Source organism: Pseudomonas sp. SDO5271_S396 (genome assembly GCF_054071795.1).
Genome location: NZ_JBSVWB010000012.1, coordinates 110,678 through 130,035, shown reverse-complemented (window position 1 = coordinate 130,035; position 19,358 = coordinate 110,678). Strand labels below are relative to the sequence as shown.

11 protein-coding genes are annotated in these 19,358 nt (G+C 62.9%); 8 read left to right on the top strand and 3 right to left on the bottom strand.

The window, feature by feature from the left end; translation table 11 throughout:
- Nucleotides 1-82: 82 nt before the first annotated feature.
- Together ngg and ACW9IN_RS11770 are read right to left on the bottom strand one after the other, a co-directional pair.
- Nucleotides 83-1,816 carry an N-acetylglutaminylglutamine synthetase gene (gene ngg / locus ACW9IN_RS11775; protein WP_457366024.1) on the bottom strand — a complete coding sequence of 578 codons (1,734 nt, stop codon included), beginning with the start codon at nucleotides 1,814-1,816 and terminating at the stop codon, nucleotides 83-85.
- Nucleotides 1,817-1,819: 3 nt separating this feature from the next.
- Nucleotides 1,820-3,592 (bottom strand): N-acetylglutaminylglutamine amidotransferase, encoded by a 1,773-nt coding sequence (locus ACW9IN_RS11770; protein WP_457366023.1) that lies wholly within the window; start codon nucleotides 3,590-3,592, stop codon nucleotides 1,820-1,822.
- 309 nt (nucleotides 3,593-3,901) lie between these two features.
- Between ACW9IN_RS11770 and ACW9IN_RS11765 the strand changes: the two genes are divergently transcribed.
- The gene (locus tag ACW9IN_RS11765; protein ID WP_457366022.1) at nucleotides 3,902-8,710 is read left to right on the top strand and encodes an NEL-type E3 ubiquitin ligase domain-containing protein; all 4,809 of its coding nucleotides are present in this window, start codon (nucleotides 3,902-3,904) and stop codon (nucleotides 8,708-8,710) included.
- A 7-nt stretch (nucleotides 8,711-8,717) separates the two neighbouring features.
- On the opposite strand, the gene mnmC is transcribed toward ACW9IN_RS11765, so the two are convergent.
- On the bottom strand, nucleotides 8,718-10,691 hold the full coding sequence (gene mnmC, locus ACW9IN_RS11760) for a bifunctional tRNA (5-methylaminomethyl-2-thiouridine)(34)-methyltransferase MnmD/FAD-dependent 5-carboxymethylaminomethyl-2-thiouridine(34) oxidoreductase MnmC (RefSeq protein ID WP_457366021.1): 1,974 nt from the start codon (nucleotides 10,689-10,691) through the stop codon (nucleotides 8,718-8,720).
- Nucleotides 10,692-10,846: 155 nt separating this feature from the next.
- Between mnmC and pap the strand changes: the two genes are divergently transcribed.
- The 7 genes from pap to ACW9IN_RS11725 all read left to right on the top strand — a co-directional run bounded on the left by pap (nucleotide 10,847) and on the right by ACW9IN_RS11725 (nucleotide 19,351).
- Nucleotides 10,847-12,364, top strand: a complete 1,518-nt coding sequence (pap, locus tag ACW9IN_RS11755; RefSeq protein WP_457366020.1) for a polyphosphate:AMP phosphotransferase — start codon at nucleotides 10,847-10,849, stop codon at nucleotides 12,362-12,364.
- Nucleotides 12,365-12,541: 177 nt separating this feature from the next.
- Complete coding sequence (locus ACW9IN_RS11750; RefSeq protein WP_457366019.1) at nucleotides 12,542-13,726, top strand: thiolase family protein; 1,185 nt, start codon at nucleotides 12,542-12,544, stop codon at nucleotides 13,724-13,726.
- Nucleotides 13,727-14,234: 508 nt separating this feature from the next.
- Complete coding sequence (locus ACW9IN_RS11745) at nucleotides 14,235-14,756, top strand: fimbrial protein (protein ID WP_457366018.1); 522 nt, start codon at nucleotides 14,235-14,237, stop codon at nucleotides 14,754-14,756.
- Nucleotides 14,757-14,808: 52 nt separating this feature from the next.
- Nucleotides 14,809-15,369, top strand: coding sequence for a fimbrial protein (locus ACW9IN_RS11740; protein WP_457366017.1), 561 nt, complete (start codon nucleotides 14,809-14,811; stop codon nucleotides 15,367-15,369).
- A 17-nt stretch (nucleotides 15,370-15,386) separates the two neighbouring features.
- A complete protein-coding gene (locus ACW9IN_RS11735) occupies nucleotides 15,387-17,993 on the top strand; it encodes an outer membrane usher protein (protein WP_457366016.1) in 2,607 nt (868 codons plus the stop codon).
- Nucleotides 17,990-18,751 carry a fimbria/pilus periplasmic chaperone gene (locus ACW9IN_RS11730; RefSeq protein ID WP_457366015.1) on the top strand — a complete coding sequence of 254 codons (762 nt, stop codon included), beginning with the start codon at nucleotides 17,990-17,992 and terminating at the stop codon, nucleotides 18,749-18,751. The genes ACW9IN_RS11735 and ACW9IN_RS11730 overlap by 4 nt, the downstream gene beginning before the upstream one ends.
- 18 nt (nucleotides 18,752-18,769) lie before the next feature.
- Nucleotides 18,770-19,351 carry a fimbrial protein gene (locus tag ACW9IN_RS11725; RefSeq protein ID WP_457366014.1) on the top strand — a complete coding sequence of 194 codons (582 nt, stop codon included), beginning with the start codon at nucleotides 18,770-18,772 and terminating at the stop codon, nucleotides 19,349-19,351.
- Nucleotides 19,352-19,358 lie beyond the last annotated feature (7 nt).

Genomic DNA, 19,358 nt, shown 5'->3' with positions numbered 1-19,358 from the left:
CACATTGGAACGCGTTCTAACTGTGGGAGCGGGCTTGCCCGCGAAGACGGCGGTACAGGCCACACATTTCTCAAGCGCTCAGCTAACTGTGAGGAAACAACAAATCCACGAACCGCTCAGCCGTCGGCTGCGGCTCGTGATTGGCCAGCCCGGCCCGCTCGTTGGCCTCGATAAACACGTACTCGGGTTGATCGGCAGCAGGCACCATCAAGTCCAGGCCCACCATGGGGATGTCGAGGGCGCGGGCGGCGCGGATGGCCGCGTCCACCAGCGTGGGGTGCAGGATGGCGGTGACGTCCTCCAGGCAACCTCCGGTATGCAGGTTGGCGGTACGGCGCACGGCCAGGGTGCGGCCCCGGGGCAGGATGCTGTTGTAGTCGTAGCCGGCCGTTTTGAGCGTGCGTTCGGTCTCGGCATCCAGCGGGATTTTGCTTTCGCCGTCGGTAGCGGCCTGGCGACGGCGGCTCTGGGCTTCGATCAGCGCGCCGATGGAATGATGACCGTCACCGGTCACTTCCGCGGGCCGACGAATCGCGGCGGCGACCACCTCGAAGCCGATCACCAGAATGCGCAGGTCCAGCCCTTCGTGGAAACTTTCCAGCAGCACCCGGCTGTCGAACTGCCGCGCAGCCTCGATGGCCTGTTGCACCTCTTCGATGCTCTGCAAATCCACCGCTACGCCCTGGCCCTGTTCGCCGTCCAGCGGTTTGACGACGATGCGCGCATGCTCGTCGAGGAACTCCAGGTTGTCGTCGGCGCTGCCGGCCAATTGTTGCGACGGCAGTTTCAGCCCGGCGGCCTTGAGCGTCTTGTGGGTCAGGCTCTTGTCCTGACACAGGGTCATGCTGACCGCACTGGTCAGGTCGCTCAATGACTCGCGGCAGCGCACTCGGCGTCCGCCGTGGCTCAAGGTGAACAGGCCGGCATCGGCGTCATCCACCTGCACATCGATGCCACGCCGGTGGGCTTCCTCGACGATGATCCGCGCATAGGGGTTGAACCCCGCTTGCGGCCCCGGGCCGAGAAACAGCGGCTGGTTGATGCCGTTCTTGTGCTTGATCGCAAAAGTGTTCAGCGCCCTGAAACCCAGCTTGGCGTAAAGGCTCTTGGCCTGGCGGTTGTTGTGCAGCACCGACAGGTCAAGGTAGCTCAGGCCACGGCTCATGAAGTGCTCCACGAGGTGGCGCACCAGCACTTCACCCACGCCGGGGCGGGTGCATTGCGGGTCCACGGCGAGGCACCACAGGCTGCTGCCGTTTTCAGGGTCGTGAAAGGCTTTCGGGTGATTGAGGCCCATCACGCTGCCGATCACCGCGCCACTGTCTTCGTCTTCAGCCAGCCAGTACACCGGACCGCCTTGATGGCGAGGGGTGAGGCGCTCGACGTCGACGGGCAGCATGCCGCGCCCCTGATACAACTGATTGACTGCCTGCCAGTCAGCCTCGGTGTGCACCCGGCGGATGCGGAACCCGCGAAACACCCGGGTGGCCGGGCGGTAATCGGTAAACCACAGGCGCAGGGTGTCAGAGGGGTCGAGGAACAACTGCTGCGGGTCGATCCCCAGAATCTGCTGGGGCGCGGCGACGTACAGGGCGATGTCCCGTTCGCCGGCCTGTTCGTTGAGCAGTTCCTCGGCCAGGCTGGCGGGGTCGGGAAAGGTGTGGCCGATCAACAACCGGCCCCACCCGCAGTGCACGGCGATCGGTTCGGCGCTTGAGGGGCTGCCGTCTTCGGCGAGCCGGGCTTGCAGGCGCTCGTACGACGGCGCCTGGCCCTTGAGCAAGCGTTGGCTGTAAGCCGCTGCATGGGGTTTCATCGGTCAGATTCCTTGTTCGCTGAGCCACAGGTTCAGCGCCGCCAGTTGCCACAACTTGGAGCCACGCAGCGGGGTCAATTGGCCTTGCGGGTCGGTGAGCAGGCGGTCGAGCATGGCTGGGTTGAACAGGCCACGATCCTGGCTCGGATCGAGCAGCAGTTCGCGCACCCAACTCAGGGTATCGCCCTGCAGATGCTTGAGACCCGGCACCGGGAAGTAGCCTTTCTTGCGGTCGATGACTTCGCTCGGGATCACTCGGCGCGCGGCTTCCTTCAGGACCTGCTTGCCGCCGTCGGGCAACTTGAACTGGCCGGGCACGCGGGCCGACAACTCCACCAGGCGGTAATCCAGAAAGGGGGTGCGCGCTTCCAGGCCCCAGGCCATGGTCATGTTGTCGACACGCTTGACCGGGTCGTCCACCAGCATCACCGTGCTGTCCAGGCGCAGGGCCTTGTCCACGGCCGCATCGGCCCCCGGCATCGCAAAATGCTCGCGCACGAAGTCGCCGGCGGCGTCGTTGGCGGTCAACCATTTGGGCGCGACGGTGGCGGCGTAGTCGTCGTAGCTGCGGTCAAAAAATGCATCGCGGTACGCGGCATACGGGTCGCTGGCGCCGTCGACTTGCGGGTACCAGTGGTAACCGGCGAACAGTTCGTCAGCGCCCTGGCCGCTCTGCACCACCTTGCAATGCTTGGCCACTTCCCGCGACAGCAGGTAGAAGGCGATGCAGTCATGGCTCACCATCGGCTCGCTCATGGCGCGGAAGGCCGCCGGCAGTTGCTCGATGATCTCGCGTTCGGCGATGCGCAGTTGGTGGTGACGGGTGCCGTAGTGCCTGGCGATCAGGTCCGAGTACTGGAATTCATCGCCACGCTCGCCACCGGCGTCTTCAAAGCCGATGGAGAAGGTCGACAGGCCTTCCACGCCGACTTCGCGCAGCAGGCCGACCAGCATGCTCGAATCCACTCCGCCGGACAGCAGCACGCCGACATCCACCGCCGCGCGTTGGCGGATGGCCACGGCCTCGCGGGTGCTGTCGAGTACGCGGTCGGTCCAGTCTTCCAGCGTCAGGTTTTTCTCATCCTCATGCGGGCCGTAGGGCAGGGTCCACCAGGTTTTCTGCTCGGTCTTGCCGGTGGCGTCGATGCGCATCCAACTGGCCGGTGACAGTTTCTCGATGCCGGCCAGCAAGGTGCGCGGTGCGGGCACCACGGCGTGAAAGTTCAGGTAATGGTTGAGCGCCACCGGGTCGAGGATCGGGTTGATATCGCCGCCCTTGAGCAGCGCCGGCAACGCGGAGGCAAAGCGCAAGCGCTGGCCGGTGCGCGACAGGTACAAGGGCTTCACGCCCAGGCGGTCACGGGCGATGAACAGGCGCTGGGCATCGCGCTCCCAGATGGCAAAGGCGAACATGCCATTGAGTTTGGGCAGAAGCGCTTCGCCCCAGGCGTGGTAGCCCTTGAGCAGCACTTCGGTATCGCCGCCTGAATAAAAGGCATAGCCCAGGGCTTCCAGCTCTTTGCGCAGCTCCGGGAAGTTATAGATCGCACCGTTAAAGGCCAGGGACAGGCCCAGGTGCGCATCGACCATCGGTTGGGCCGAGCCGTCCGACAGGTCCATGATTTTAAGGCGTCGATGGCCCAGGGCAATCGGCCCCTGGGCATGAAAACCCCAGGCATCGGGACCGCGAGGGGCCAGGTGATGGGTGATGCGCTCAATGGCTGCCAGGTCGGCAGGTTGGGCATCGAAACGTAATTCTCCAGCTAATCCGCACATAAGTTCCTTACCGGTTTTTCCGTTGGGGAGGGTAAACACTCAAAACGCCCAAAGGGCGCATACCCAGAAACTGACACGGGGCTAATCGCGGAGTTTTAGACTGATAAGTTATAAGGCAAAGGGCCGCGACGGCTTTTCGGCGACCCTTTGTCCGGAGCGGGGTGCCCGGAATGGGCGCTAGATAAAGCAGGGTTGCATGCAAGTTTCAGCTTGATCGCAGGCGTCAAGGCCGGGGAATTCGAATCGGTTTTTCAGCACGTCGCGCTTATCGTGAACGGCCATTATTCAACGTAAAGGAAGCCGTTGCCGATGGTGCAAAAACGCGATTTGCTTGACGCCGCCAGTCCGGTGACTCAAGCCGAAATGGACGCCGCCCTGCTGGAGATGACCGGCGACCTGGACAAGGCCCGGGCGGTGCAGGCCACACTCCCGCATTGGTTGCTGGATGCCCGGCCGCAGACCTTGCGCGCGATCGAACACACCCACCGGGAGGGCGAAGAGGCGCGTCGACGGGCAGGGCAATGGCTCGCGCGCCTGCAACCCCTGGACAGGTTCTGCGTCGAGCGCCTGCAAGCCTTTTTGCGCAGTAAGGGCGTCACCGGGGTGGATGTGGAGTGCGACCGCCTGGAGCTGCCCAAACGCAGTCTGTCGGGGGTTGGTGCGGATCTGGGCGGCGCGCTTCAGTCGACCGTGACCGTGACGACCCTTAGCCTGGTGCAGGCGGCGATGCAGAATTTTTCCGCCGACCAGGCCGAACCCGGCGGCATGTCGGCCTCTGCGGTCTTGCGCAGCGCAGCCACCGGACAGCCTATTGTCGGTATGACGGTGAGGGCATTTGTCGGCTACTGCCGCGAGCTCGATCTTGGCTGTGCCTACCAGGCCCACATACGCAACGTGTTCAACCTGCGAGAGCCGAGCGCCGCGATGCAGGCCGATGGCCAGGGGTTCAACCGGGCGGCTTTCGATCTGGGCGAGTCCAGATGCATCGATCTGCAGATTGAGCTACATATCGCCCATGCCAAGGGGCATGTCAGCGAACCGACCCACGCCGCGTTGCTCAAGGTGATCGAGGCTGACCCGTCGGCGGATGAGTCGTGGAATTGGCAGAGCTTGAATATCGATGGGGTGTGCCTGTGGAGTGTCGTGCTGTTCAGCACGGAGCCTTCCGGTCAGATCCCGGCCAAGCGTGTTGTGGTGTACATGCCCAACGAACCGCAGCGACCCTGGTACGAATACAACTGTCTGGAAGACTTCACGTTGTACCTGACCCCGATGTTCAAGGCCCACTCTTATCGCAAGGTATTCGGGAACTATCTGGATGAGTCAGAACGCCTGGAGTTTTTTCAGCGCTATGACAAGGCCGACAAGGTCGGTCCGGTAGGGGTCATCCCGATACAGGCGCGACTATCGGACTTCTTCTTTAAGGCTTGTATTGGCAAGCTCCAGCTCGACGCTCAGGTGTTGGCAGTGCCCAAGGCACAAGTGGATGCCGACGCGTGGCAGCAACGCTTGCAGACCTACCTGGGTATCGGCCTGAACCTGCTCAACGTGGCCGGTTTCGTGGTGCCGGTGCTGGGCCAGTTGATGATGGGGGTGGCGATTGGCCAACTGCTTGGCGAAGTGTTCGAAGGCGTCGAAGACTGGAGCCATGGCGATAACGACGAAGCGCTCAGCCACCTGTTCGATGTGGTGGAGAACATCGCGGGCATGGTGCTGTTTGCGGCAGGCGGCAGGGTGATAGGTACGCTCAAGCGCCAGTTGACCCGTCCTGCGCAGTTCTTTGAAAAAGTCGAGCCGATCAGCCTGGCGGATCAGCGCCCGAAGCTGTGGCGCCCGCGGCTCAATCCGTACAGCCAGCCTGCGCAGGTTTTTCAGCGGGGTTGGCGGGCGGATGCAAGGGGCATTTATCAAGTCAATGGGCAGGCGTACGCGAACATCGACGGCGCGCTGTACGCGATCAGCTTTGATCCGGCCATCGGCAAGTGGCGCGCCATGCATCCGCGACGCCCCGACGCATGGCGCCCGCCGCTGGAACATAACCAGCAGGGTGGTTGGCAGCACGTCTATGAACGCCCTCGGGACTGGCCTTCGCCTCTGTATAGCCTCGGGCGAATCGACCCGGCACTGGGCCAGATACCGGCAGACCAATTGAACAGCCTTGCAGCCATCACCGAGCTGGAAGAGGCCGATATACAACGCCTGGCGTTGGAGCATGAGCCACTGCCCGAGCGCTTCCAGAACGCCCTGGCGCGCTTGCGCCTGCACCACAGAATCGGCGAGCTGAGCTATGCCCTGGAGCACGGAATACAGCCCGATGCGTCTACCGCTCGCCTGCAAATGCTGGCCCTGCCGTTCGTGCCGGGCTGGCCTCAGGGGCGTTTTTTCGAGGTGCTCGACGAGCAGGAGAATTTGCTGGAGAGCCTGGCCCACAGCCCGCCCTTCGACTACGAAGACATGAGCATTCACATCACCGAGCAACAGCTCAAGGACGGCCAGGTGATGGACGTCCTGCTGCAAGCGCTCAGCCGTGAAGACCGCGCGCACCTGTTGGGGCAAAACGTTGAAATGGAGCAGGCGCGCACGCTGCTGGAGCAGCGCTTGCTGACGACGCTCAACCGGCAGCATTCGGCGGTACACCAGCGTCTTTATGCGGATTACGAAGGCACGGCCCAGGGGGAGTTGGTGCCGCTGGCCGCGCAGTATCCCCAACTGCCCCGTCGGGTGGCCTGGGAGCTGGTGTCCAACGCGCGCACGGTCGATCGCAAGATCATGCGCGAAAGCACCCGCGTGCCGCTGCAACTGGCCCGGCAAACCCGGCGGGTCCTCGACAAACTGCACGAAGACCAGGCGCTGATGGGCCTGTATTGGCCGCAGTTGGCCAATACAGGCACGCGACGTATTGCGCTGGGCACCCTGGAGCGTTTGTCCGGCTGGCCTCGGGACGTCGCGTTCCAACTGCGCGAGGGACGCTTGACCGGGCCTGCGCTGGAGCGCATCGGGCCCGCCGATGCCCGCGTGCGGCGCACCATTGTGCAGTCCGCCGAAGGGTTTCAGACGTTCGACGAGCAAGGGCGCGATCTGGATGCGTTGGCCACAGGCCCGGACGCGTTGTATCAGGCCATTGTCGACGGCCTGTCCCCCGTCCAACGCAACGCCCTGCGCCTGGCCGGTACACACAGTGGTGGCCGTTTACGCAGCCAACTGCGCTTCAAGTGCCAGGACGAGCGCTACCGCGTGCGGGGCTATTTGTGGCCGGAACGAGGCATGCCCGAAGCGGCGCCGTCTTCCTGTATTCAGGCGCAGGTCGGCCCACCGGCTGCGGATCCGCCAGCACTGGTGCGCAGACTCAGAAAGCTGTACCCGCTGTTAAGCGCAGTGGAGATTTCCCGGGTGATCAAAGGCGCCGGCCACGATCACTTGTCCCGCGCCCTCAAGGTGCAGAAGCTGGAAAGCGATTTCGCTTTATTGCACCGCGTGTTGAAAGCCTGGAGCAATCAGGCCCCGAGCGATGTGCAGGCCGTCGCGCTGTGGGATCACCGTCTGAGCCGTCATCGCGCCATGAGGCTGATCGAGCAGTGTTGGCGACGCATGACCGTTGCGCGCGACGAGCGTGGCCTGCGCATCCCCGTCCTGGAACTGGACGGCATGCTGCTGGGCGGCCTGCCGACGTTGCCGCCACAGATTCAGTTCGAGCATGTTCAAAAGCTGTCCCTGAGAAACATGCAACTGGGCGATGAAGTGGCGTATTTTCTCAAGCACTTCAAAGGTGCGAATACCCTTGATCTGACGCAAAACCGCCTCACCCGGCTACCCGAAGTGCTTGGGCATATGCCGCAACTGGCGCGCTTGCGCATGGCCAACAATCAGTTGCTGTTGAACGAGTACAGCCTGCGCACGTTGGCCGAACTGCGCACGTTGCGCTCGCTGAACCTGAGCGAGAACCCGCTGATCGATGCACCGCAGGTAGGCAAAATGCTCGACCTGCGCGAGCTGCTGCTGCGCAACTGCAAGCTCACCGGCTTTCCCGGCGGATGCCAGCGATTGCCCTGGCTGGAGCATGTCGACTTGCGCCAGAACGAAATCACCACCTTGCCCGAGTGGTTGTCCGGCATGCCTCGACGGTTTGCCGAGGCCATCAACCTGCGCCTCAACCCCTTGTCATCCACCAGCCAACTGGCGCTCAAGAACTATCGGCGCAATCACGGTTCGGGCATGGGCTTTCTTGAAGATGACATCGCCCGCCTGAATGAACAGCGGGCCCGGGAGCTGTGGTTGTGCGAGGAAGGGCTGAGCGGTCACGTGGAAAAAGAGCGGGTCTGGAAAGGCCTCATGGATGAGTCGGGTTCCGATGGCTTGTTCAAATTGCTCGCCGAGCTGGGTAATACGGCTGATGCGCGCTTTGTGCGCGAGGACCTTGAACGGCGTATCTGGCGCGTGCTGATGGCAGCCGCCGGCGACGAAGACTTGCGCGAAGAAGTCTTTCAGCGCGCCGCCACGCCGCTGCGTTGTGACGACGCGGCGGCGAGCAATTTCAGTGCGCTGGAGGTGCTTACGGAGATCAGCGACAGCACGCGCTTGATCGAGGGCCGGGTGATCACCGCCAAACCGTTGTTGAAACTGGCCAAAGGGCTGTTTCGCCTCGACCAACTGGAAAGCATCGCGCGGCGCCACAGTGACAGCAACCCGACGGTAGACCCGTTGGAGGTCAGCCTGGCGTACCGTACCGGTCTGGTCGACCGTTTCCACCTGCCGGGTCAGCCCCTGCACATGCGTTTCGCGCGCCTGGGCGGGGTGACGCCCAGCGCGCTGGACAGCGCCGAGGCGCACGTCAGGGCCGCGGAGCTGTCGCCGGAGATGCTGAGTTACCTGGTGGAATTGCCGTTCTGGACCGACTATTTGAAGCGCACGTTCGCCCACCGTTTCGAGCGCCTGAACGAGCCGTTCAACCAGCGGGTGAATGCGGTGTTCGACCAGAGTCTGACCCTGGCCGACGTGGATTATCGCGACCAGATGAGCCTGATCCTGCAAGAGCAAAAGCAGGCGCAGGCGGCGGAAATTCGACGCCTGAGCGAGGAGGCCTTGCGCATCGATGATCTGGGCATCTGCTCGTTGCTCTGAGGGCGTGTCAGCCGTTTTTTCCGCGAATCAACGCACGCAGGGCAAAACGGTTCGGATGGCAGGCTTCGGCGATGCTGGCCGCCACGGGCAGTGGTTCGTCATTGATCCAGGCCGCCAGCAATTCGCCGCACAGCGGCGCAGTGATCAGGCCGCGCGAGCCGTGGCCGCTGTTGACGTACAGGCCGTCGAGCCAGGGACAGGGTGTGTCCGGCACTTGGCGCGCGTCCTTGCCGAGGATGCCGTAGGCGTGGCCGAACGCGTCACGATCGGCCAGCGGGCCGACGATGGGCAGGTAGTCCGGGCTGGTGCAGCGGAAGGCCGCCCGGCCTTGCAGGGTTGTCGGGGCCAGGGTGTCGACAGCCAGGCGCCGGGCCAGGTCACTGGAGATGTCCTGGAGCAGCGCCAGGTTGCCAAGATGGTCGGCTGTGGTGGGCGTGAGATCGTCGTTGTTGAAGTCGAAGCTGGCGCCCAGGGTGTGTTCCCCCAGGCGTGACGGTGCCACATAACCTTCGGCGCACACCACGGTGGCCAGGGCCCGGCTTGCGCCGGTTTGCGGCAGACGCGTGATCTGCCCGCGAATGCGTTTGAGGGGCAGGTCGGTGAAGCGTCGGACCTCGGCTGCGCCCGCCAGGATCACCACGGGTGCGCTGGCCAACAGTCGCTCACCGTCCCAGGCTTGCCACTGGTCGTCGACCTTGCGCAGCTCAAGCACCTCGTGATGGGGCAGTACCTGGACGCCGGGGTGGCGTGCTTGCCATGCGCACAGCGCCGGCGGGTGCACCCAGCCGCCCTCGGGGTAGAACAGGCCGCCGTGTTCCAGAGCGATACCGGCCTGGGCCTCGGCCTGTTCGCGATCGAGCAGGTGCAACAACTGCGGCGCAAAGGCCTTTGCCAGTTGGGCCTGGCGCTGGCCTTCCTTGGCATCGAACGCCAGTTGCAGCACGCCGCAGCCATCCCAGTCCACGCCGCGATGCAGGTGTTCCAGCAGGCGGCGGGTGTAGCCGAAACCGGCGACGATCAACTGCGACAATGCAGTGCCGTGGGCGGACAGCTTCAGGTACAGCACACCCTGCGGGTTGCCCGAGGCTTCCCGGGCCAGTGCGTCATGGCGTTCCAGCACGCTGACCTGCCAGCCCCGTGCGGCCAGGCTGGCCGCGCTGGCGCAACCGGCCAGGCCGCCGCCGATGACCAGGGCCCTGCGCTCGGTGATGGCTGTGCGAGGCCGGGCGAACCAGGGTTTTGCGGCGGCGGGCGGCGGGGTTGCTTCGGGCCAGCCGAGGAATTCACCGCGCAGAATCTCCCACTTGTGGCCGATGCCCGGGGTGCGTTTCATCTTGAATCCGGCGGCATTGATCAACCGACGTACCCAGCCGGTGCTGGTGAAGGTGCTGATGGTCGAGTGCGGTGCCGCCAGGCGCGCCAGTTCGGCGAACAGCTCGGCGGTCCACATATCGGGGTTCTTGGCCGGGGCGAAGCCGTCGAGAAACCAGGCGTCGACCTGTGCATCCAGTTGCGGCAACTGCTCCAGGGCATCGCCGATCAGCAGGGTCAGAGTCACGCGACCGTTGTCCAGCACCAGGCGCTGGAAGCCCGAGTGAATGGCGATGTACTGCGCCAGCAATGGCTCGGCGAAGGCGTGCAATTCGGGCCAGAGGGCGAGGGCGCGTTGCAGGTCGGCGTGGCTCAGCGGGTATTTTTCCACGCTGATGAAATGCAGGCGCGCGTCGGCTGCGGCGTATTCTTCGAACAACTGCCAGGCGCAGAGGAAATTCAGGCCGGTGCCGAAGCCGGTTTCACCGATCACCAGCCGCCCGCCCGCCGGCAGGGCGGCAAAGCGTTCCTGCAAGCGGTTCTGTTCGAGGAACACGTAGCGGGTTTCTTCAAGGCCCGACTGGTCGGAGAAGTACACGTCGTCGAACACCCGCGAGTGCGGGCGACCTTGGTCATCCCAGTCGAGCTGGGCGTGGGTGATGGGGGTCATGGGTGGCTCATCGAATAAACGCAGGCAAAGGCAAGGCGGCCATTCTAGCCGATCAAGGGGCATTGAATTGACCCAGGGCAAGCGCCGATGGAATTTCCTCCCGCGTGTTGTTGCCCAATCCGCTAGTCTTGATCCATCTTGAAATGGAGCCGCCCATGTTCGAATCCGCCGAAATCGGTCACGCCATCGACAAAGACACCTACGACGCCGAAGTCCCGGCCCTGCGTGAAGCGCTGCTGGAAGTGCAGTATGAACTGCAACAGCAGAAGCGCTTCCCGGTGATCATCCTGATCAACGGGATCGAGGGCGCCGGCAAGGGCGAGACCGTCAAACTGTTGAATGAATGGATGGACCCGCGCCTGATCGAAGTGCGCACCTTCGACCAGCAGACCGACGAAGAACTGGCCCGGCCGCCGGCCTGGCGCTATTGGCGGCAGCTGCCGGCCAAGGGGCGCATGGGTATCTTTTTTGGCAACTGGTACAGCCAGATGCTGCAAAGCCGTGTGCATGGGCAGATCAAGGACGCACGCCTGGACCAGGCGATCGCCGGTGCCGAGCGTCTGGAAAAGATGCTCTGCGATGAAGGCGCGCTGATCTTCAAGTTCTGGTTCCACCTGTCCAAAAAGCAGATGAAGGCGCGGCTCAAGGCCTTGGCCGACGATCCGCTGCACAGTTGGCGCATCAGCCCGCTGGACTGGCAGCAGTCCGAGACCTACGACAAATTCGTGCATTTTGGCGAGCGCGTGCTGCGTCGCACCAGCCGGGACTATGCGCCGTGGCATGTGATCGAGGGTGTGGACGCGCATTACCGTGGGCTGACCGTGGGGAAAATCCTGCTGGAAGGCCTGCAAAATGCCCTCAAGGTGGCGAAGGGCAAGGCCAGCGGCATGAACCCGGCGCCGCTGCCCTCGGCGGTGGACCAGATGAGCCTGCTCAACAGCTTGGACATGAGCCGACGCCTGGACAAGGACGATTACGAGGAACAACTGATTACCGAGCAGGCGCGGTTTTCCGGCCTGATGCGCGATAAACGCATGCGCAAGCACGCGCTGGTCACGGTGTTCGAAGGCAACGACGCGGCGGGCAAGGGCGGCGCGATCCGCCGAGTGGCTGCGGCGCTCGATCCACGCCAGTACCGTATTGTGCCGATCGCCGCGCCCACCGAAGACGAGCGCGCGCAGCCGTACCTGTGGCGGTTCTGGCGGCAGATCCCGGCGCGAGGGATGTTCACGGTGTTCGACCGCTCCTGGTATGGCCGTGTGCTGGTGGAGCGCATCGAAGGTTTCTGCACCCCGGCGGACTGGATGCGCGCCTACGGCGAGATCAATGACTTCGAGGAGCAACTGCGCGACGCCGGAGTGATCGTAGTGAAATTCTGGCTGGCGATCGACAAGGACACCCAGCTGGAGCGTTTCCAGGCTCGCGAGGAAATCCCGTTCAAACGCTTCAAGATCACCGACGACGACTGGCGCAACCGTGACAAGTGGGACGATTACCGCGCCGCCGTCGGCGATATGGTTGACCGCACCAGCACCGAGGTCTCGCCCTGGACCCTGGTGGAGGCCAATGACAAGCGCTGGGCGCGGGTCAAAGTGCTGCGCACCATCAACCGGGCGCTGGAGGATGCATTCGACAAATCCGACAAGCACGACAAGAAGGGCAAAAAGAAATAAACCCGCATGCTCCGTTTTGTAGTGAGCAGGCTTGTCCTGCGCCGGGCAGCGAAGCTGCCCTGACAGGTGCCACAGGGTTGTGTTTGGCATATAGGCCCGATGAATGATCATCGCGGTCGGGCAATCTCGGAACTATCCTCGATCCACCTTCCAATAATCCCGAGATAGAGGTAGTCCATGCGTGAAGTAGTGATTGTCGACAGCGTGCGAACCGGCCTGGCCAAGTCTTTTCGCGGCAAGTTCAACCAGACCCGCCCGGATGACATGGCGGCCCATTGCGTCAACGCGCTGCTTGCCCGCAATGGCATCGACCCGGCGACGGTGGAGGATTGCATCGTCGGCGCCGGCTCGAACGAGGGCGCCCAGGGCTATAACATCGGACGCAATGTGGCGGTGCTCTCGCAACTGGGGACCGGCACGGCGGGCATGACGCTCAACCGTTTCTGCTCTTCGGGCCTGCAGGCGATTGCCATTGCGGCCAACCAGATCGCCTCGGGCTGCAGCGATATCATCGTGGCGGGCGGCGTGGAGTCCATCAGCCTGACCATGAAGAGCGTCAACACCGACAACCTGATCAACCCGCTGCTCAAGGCGCAGGTGCCGGGCATCTATTTCCCCATGGGCCAGACCGCCGAGGTCGTGGCGCGCCGCTACAACGTCAGTCGCGAGGACCAGGACCTCTACGCCCTGCAGAGTCAGCAGCGCACCGCCCAGGCCCAGGCCGACGGTTTGTTCAGCGATGAAATCGTGCCGATGGCGGTCACGTACAAGGTCGAGGACAAAACCACCGGCGAGGTGCAGGTGCTCGAAGGCGTGGTCGACCGCGACGACTGCAACCGCCCGGGTACCACCCTGGCCAACCTGCAAAGCTTGAAGCCGGTGTTCGCCGAAGACGGGTCGGTCACGGCGGGCAACTCTTCGCAGTTGTCCGACGGTGCGTCGATGACCTTGGTGATGAGTCTGGAGAAAGCCCTGGCGCTCGGGCTCAAGCCCAAGGCGTTTTTCCGTGGGTTCACCGTGGCCGGCTGCGAGCCGGACGAGATGGGCATCGGCCCGGTATTTTCAGTGCCCAAGCTGCTCAAGGCGAAGGGCTTGAATGTGGCGGACATTGACCTGTGGGAGCTCAATGAGGCGTTCGCGTCCCAATGCCTGTACGCGCGCAATCGCCTGGAGATCGACAATGCCCGGTACAACGTCAATGGCGGTTCGATTTCCATCGGCCATCCGTTCGGCATGACCGGTTCACGGCAGGTGGGACACCTGGTGCGTGAACTGCAACGGCGCAACCTGCGTTACGGCATCGTGACCATGTGCGTGGGCGGCGGCATGGGGGCCACCGGGTTGTTCGAAGCGGTGCGCTAGCAATAGACGCTTGTACCGCTGCGGGCCGTCTGTACCCGGGCACTATCAAAAAGGGGAGCGTGCTCCCCTTTTTTGCGCTTGTTGTCCAGCCAAGTTCTTGTCTTATTGTGCATTGATTGCTTAGTTGGAATAACGCCCCAGGCGCTGTTATGTTCTGCGCATGTAATCTTGTTCTTACAGATATAGCCTGCTTTAAATTATTCGCGTTAACAAACAAGTAGTCCATTTCCTTCGGCTGTTTTAAAGAAATCTCAAAGTTGCCCTTTATTTCCTGCGTATCTTGATAGGGAATGGCTACATCGTTCATCGAAAAAGACGGCTTACTTCATTGGTTAATCAGTCGACACTTGCTCGGCGTTGAGCAGCTGGCTGAATTGCAATGCAACTAATTGGAAAGATCGAAGTGACATCCTTCGATGACAGTTGCTGCTCAGTCGCTTGTTTAATTCGCCCTGCCTGTACCCGTGACAGGGCAACTTAATGAAACTTGCCAAGTGAGAGTCTGTAGATGAATACCAAACTGAAAACCGTGCTGTTGTCCGTTGGCCTGCTGGCGGGCTCGATGTCTGTTGCAAACGCAGCGGATGGAACGGTGACGTTCCTGGGGTCGGTCCATTCGGGTGCTTGCTCCATCAAGCCGGACTCCGTGGACCAGACCGTTCGCCTGGGGGCGATTGCCAAGCATCAGCTGCAAGCCGGTGGCAAATCCGAAGCCCGCCGCGTGCTGATCGAGCTTGAAGGCTGCGACTTGACCGGGCTCACCGACAACACGGTCACCACGACCTTCACCGGCGCGCCTTCGGCCGTGGTGCCAGGCGCGATCGGTACTGTGGGCGGCGCGGGCGGCGTGGGCATCATGATGACCCATGGCAATTCCCTGGTTGAGTTGGGTAAACCGACCGCCCCGCAGATCATCAGCGCCGGCGACAACACGCTGGAGTTCGGGGCCTACGTCCAGGGCGCCGCGACCGCCCCGATCATTCCGGGTGATTTCAGCGCCGTCACCAATTTCACCTTGGCCTATCAGTGAGTTTTGCCCCCGCCACCCTGCGTGGCGGGGGGAAAGCGGGAGGGAGATAGCGGTGAATACATTCTTGAGTCTCGCTGTGGCCTCGTCAGTCTTGTTGCTCATCAGCCCCTGCGCGTTGGCGCAAGGGGGGGCGCAGGGCGAAGGGCTGGTGACGCTGGGCGGGGAGGTGGTGGACTCGGCCTGCGGGCTGGAACTGGCCAGTATCGATCAAACCATCGAGATGCCTCCCGAGCCGGTAGGTCGGCTGTTGCGCAACACGCGGGGGGAGGACCACCCCTTTCAGTTACGCCTGGTGAACTGCTCGCTGACCCGGCCCGATCCGTTGCGTCCGGGTATGAGCCTGCCCGACTGGAAGCACATGCAAGTGACGTTCGAGGGCCCCACCGACAGGGCAGGGCTCTCGTTCGCGGTCTTCGGTGCTTCGCAAGGGGTGGCCCTGCATATCGTCGATTCCGCGGGCCAGGAGAGTGTTCCGGGTGAACGGATGGCACCCGCGCCCCTGTCGGAGGGCGATATGACACTCAACTACGTGCTGTACCTGGTGGGTAACGGATTGCCCTTGGTGGTTGGGGCTCACAGTGCCGCGGTGCGGTTCAAGTTGGAATACTTCTGAATTGATGGGTTGCTTTCATGTTGAATGGGTCGATGGTCAAAAATACCCTGCGCCCCAGCCTTTTTGGTGGGTTGATATCACTGGCGGGCGGTGCAGTGGGTGCATCGGATGTCGAGTTCAATACCGATGTCCTGGATATAAGCGATCGCACGAATATTGATTTGTCTCGGTTTGCGCGCAGCGGGTTCATTCTGCCGGGCACTTACTCAATGACCGTACAAGTCAACGCTCAACCAATGTCTGAACACTCGGTGGCTTTCTATGCGCCCGATGAGGATCCGAAAGGCAGCGAGGCCTGTTTGTCGGCAACCCTCGTGGAACAGTTGGGACTGAAAACGTCCGACGCCGGCAAACTTGCCTGGTGGAAGGGCGGCGAGTGCCTGGATATTCAAAGTCTGCCGGGCATGGAGGTCAGTGGTGACCTGGCCACCTCCACCCTGAGTATCAACTTGCCCCAGGCCTACCTCGAGTACAGCGCGATCAATTGGGACCCACCTTCCCGCTGGGATGAAGGGGTGCCGGGACTGCTGCTGGACTACAGCCTGACGGCGCAATCGAACTATCAGAGAGAAGACGGCAACCGCAATAACCTCAGCGGCAATGGCACGGTGGGTGCCAACGCCGGTGCCTGGCGCTTCAGGGCCGATTGGCAGGGACGTGTCGAGCGTGGTCGACAGGAAGCGGCGGGGCCTCAAAAGCTGGAGTGGAGCCGTTATTACGCGTATCGCGCCATTCCTGCGCTCAAGGCGCGCCTGCTGGTGGGTGAGAACTACCTGTATTCGGACCTGTTCGACAGCTTCCGCTTTTCCGGCGCCGCGCTCAATTCGGATGAAAGCCAGTTGCCGCCCAACCTCCGCGGTTATGCCCCGGAAGTGGTAGGCGTGGCCAAGACCAATGCCAAGGTCATCATCAGCCAGCAGGGCCGTGTGCTGTATGAAACCCTGGTGGCGGCGGGCCCCTTTCGCATTCAGGACCTCAATGGCGCGGTGACCGGCAAGCTGGATGTGCGAGTCGAAGAGCAGGACGGCTCGGTGCATACCCAGCAGGTCGATACTGCCGGCGTTCCGTACCTGACGCGTCCCGGGCGCATTCGCTACAAGCTGGCCTCCGGGCGACCGTCGAACCTGCAGCACGGGTCCGATGGGGACTTTTTTACCACCGGCGAGTTCTCCTGGGGCATCAGCAATGGCTGGTCGCTGTTCGGCGGCGGCATCAGTGACAACAACTACAAGGCCTTGTCCGTCGGGGCAGGGCGGGATTTGCTGGCATTTGGCGCGGTGTCGCTGGATGTGACGCAGTCCCACGCGACGGTCTGGAGCGAGGCGCTCTCGGGCAAATCGTACCGCCTGCAATACTCCAAGAACTTCGAGGAGTACGACAGCCAGGTGACATTCGCCGGCTACCGCTTCTCCGAGAAAAACTTTCTGACCATGACCGAGTACCTGGACGCGCGCTATTACGGGCTCAATGGTGAGCGCGGCGGGCGGGGCGATTACCGTGACAGCGATGAGCCCTGGCAGCCGATCGGGGGCAGCAAGGCGCTGTATACCGTAACGCTCAACAAGCAGTTCCGTGACCTGGGCGCCACGGTCTATGCCAGTTACCACAAGCAGACCTACTGGGACCGGCCCGACACGCACCGCTGGAACCTGTCGTTGTCACGCTATTTCAATGTGGGCAGTGTCAAGAACATGAGCCTGTCCCTGAATATGTACCGCACCCGGGAGTACAGCTATCAGGACAACGGCCTGTCCGTGACCGTCAGCCTGCCGTTGGGGCGCACCGGCACCTTGTCGCTGGATGCGAACCGGGCAGCCGGCAGCAACGGTTTTGCCACGCGATACAGTGATCGCGTGGATGAGCGCAACAGCTACCAGCTCAGTGCCAGCGACACCTCGGCCAGCGGCTACCTGAGCCATATGGGGGATTACGCCGATGTCGACCTGAGCGCCAGCCGCCAGGAAGGCGGTTACAGCAGCCTCAGTGCCTCGGCCCGTGGCGGCGGCACCTTGACGGCCCAGGGAGGCGCCTTGCACCGCACCACGAGCACCGGCGGTACGCGCCTGATGATCGACACCGGTGGCGTGCCCGATGTACCGGTGCGCGGCTACGGTTCACCGACGCGCAGCAATGTCTTCGGCAAGGCGGTCATTTCCGACATCAGCAGCTACCAGCGCACGGCAGCCAGTGTCGATCTGGAGAGCCTGCCGGGCAATGTCGAAGCTACTCAATCCGTCACCCAACTGACGCTGACCGAAGGCGCTATCGGCTATCGCACGCTGGACGTGATTGCCGGTGAAAAAGCCATGGTGGTGTTGCGTCTGCCCGACGGCAGCGCGCCGCCCTTCGGCGCCACCGTGAAGAACCTCAAACAGCAAGACACCGGGATTGTGAACGACGGCGGCAACGTCTACTTGAGCGGCATTCGTGCCGGCGAGCGGATGGTGGTCAGTTGGGCCGGGCATGAGCGTTGCGAGCTCACGCTGCCGTCCACTCTGCCCGCGGACGGCTTGAGCGATGCCTTGCATCTGCACTGCCAGCGCGTCGCCACAGCACCGTCCTTGCCAGAGCCTGCCACGCTGAGCAGCCAGCAGCCCACCGAAACGGAGAACACATCCTCATGATGCCCGTCACACGCTTCACCCCTCAGGTTTTCACGTTGCTGGTTCTGGGTTGTATCCAGAGTGCCAACGCCGCGGTCGGCCTGGACCGCACCCGCGTGATTTTCGAAGGTGGCAAGGACGCCACCAGCGTGAACATCACCAACAACAATACCCGGTTGCCCTATCTGGCCCAGGGCTGGATCGAGGATGAGTCCGGCAAGAAAATCACCAGTCCCTTGATTGTGCTGCCGCCGGTTCAACGTCTGGAGGCCGGCAAGCAAAGCCAGGTGAAAGTGCAGGCGCTGCCGGCGGCCAAGTCGTTGCCCCAGGACCGGGAGACGGTCTACTACTTCAACTTGAGGGAGATTCCGCCGCGGAGTGATAAGTCCAACACCCTGCAGATTGCCCTGCAAACCCGCATCAAGCTGTTCTACCGGCCACAGGCGATCACGCCCAGTCAGCAGGATCTGGCCAACCCCTGGCAGGAGAAAATCACACTGACCCGGGAAGGCAGCCATTACCGGGTCAACAACCCCACGCCTTACTACGTGACGCTGGTGGACGCGCGCAGCAGCAAGGGCGGCAAGACCGTGCCGGGTTTCGTGCCGGTGATGGTGCCGCCCAAGGGCGCGCTGGCTTTGGGGGCTTCGGTCAAGGAACTCGGTACGGCGCCGGTGCTGGCCTACGTGAACGATTACGGTGGCCGTCCGCTGCTGGCGTTCACCTGTGCGGGCGACACCTGCACGGTCAGCGCGCAGGCCTTGTCGTCCAATGAGTAAGGGTTGCGGGAGAAGGTCATGAAGTCGCACTACGTGAAGGTCGTGGGTGGCCTGCTGTTGGCCCTGGCGGCGAGCGTGCAGGCCGAGGATGAAGAGGACATCGAAGGTCAGGTCGGCAAGTTGAATGTGCTGGGTTCCATGCATGAGTCCCCGTGCAGTCTGGAGATGGCTTCGCTGCATCAGACCGTTGACCTGGGCAGCGTGTCCACCAGCCAGTTGCAGCGCCCCGGTGACCAGGCCACCTCGAAGGCGTTTCAACTGCGCTTCACCGATTGCCTGCGCACCGCCGGCCGCGTCCGCAGCGAACGTTCGGGCAACCTGGTCTGGAGTGCCTACCAACCCGTGCTGTCGGTCGCGTTCAGCGCGCCGGCCGACGCCGATGACCCTCGACTGGTCAAGGTGCAGGGCATCACCGGAATGGGCCTGCGCCTGACCGATGCACTGGGACGGGATGTGCAACTGGGCGCGCGGGGCGAGCCGTTGTTTTTGCCCGTGGGGCGCAACACCCAGGTCTGGAAGGTCCAGCCCACGCGCACCGCCGCCCCCCTCACCAGCGGTGCATTCAGTGCCGTGGTGGATTTCAGGCTCAACTATGAGTAAGGGCAAC